This is a genomic window from Stenotrophomonas sp. P5_A8 (assembly GCF_056400545.1).
Map to the genome: position 1 here is coordinate 1 of NZ_JBFULB010000641.1, position 664 is coordinate 664.

The window sequence follows — 664 nt, forward strand, 5'->3', positions numbered from 1 at the left end:
GCGTGAGCATGAGCAGCGGTCGGGTCCTCGATCTGGATGACCTTCCCCTTCTGCCACGCATCGGCGCCCGCATCGATGGGGGGCGCTCCGATGTCGGCACGGCGCTTCCGCTTGTCCTCACTACTGACGCCCAACCTTGCGTCACGGGCAGCGACCATGGCTGGGTCCGCCTGGCCGTCTGCGGTGAACCCCATCATCAGCTGCGGCATGCCTCGGGGCAGGTCCTTGTCCAGGTCTGTGTGCCAGGTGTGCCAGGTCTTGCCATACGTGTGGATGAGCTTCTCCATCAGCGCATGCTCGGCCGCCTCGGGAATCCCTGGCGCAATGAGCTGACMGGATTTCACCTCTTGAACATGGCTGTGCCACAGCGCTTTTTCCTGTTCAGGAAGGCCCGCAAACAGCTTCTCACTGATGATGTATTCCACCCCCATCAACTTGGCGTCTTTCACATTGCCATCGTAGATCGTGCACTGGATGACATCCTCGTTGAGGATGGAGCAGTAGTGGTGAGCCTCCATTTGGACCTTCATCTGGCCGTTGTAGAAATGGAACCCGTCCAGATAGGCGTTGATGGCGTCGACCGGAGGCCGGTCCTGCAGCACCGCGGCGCCAGCGTCCAGCGCTTTCGTCTTCGCGGTTTCTTCAGCCCCCGGTGCTTGGACGC

1 protein-coding gene is annotated in these 664 nt (G+C 61.2%); it reads right to left on the minus strand.

Annotation, left to right across the window (positions count from 1 at the left end; translation table 11 throughout):
* Positions 1–664 (minus strand): OBAP family protein (locus AC1DQP_RS21230; RefSeq protein ID WP_478052523.1); only part of this gene is annotated, 664 nt, incomplete at both ends.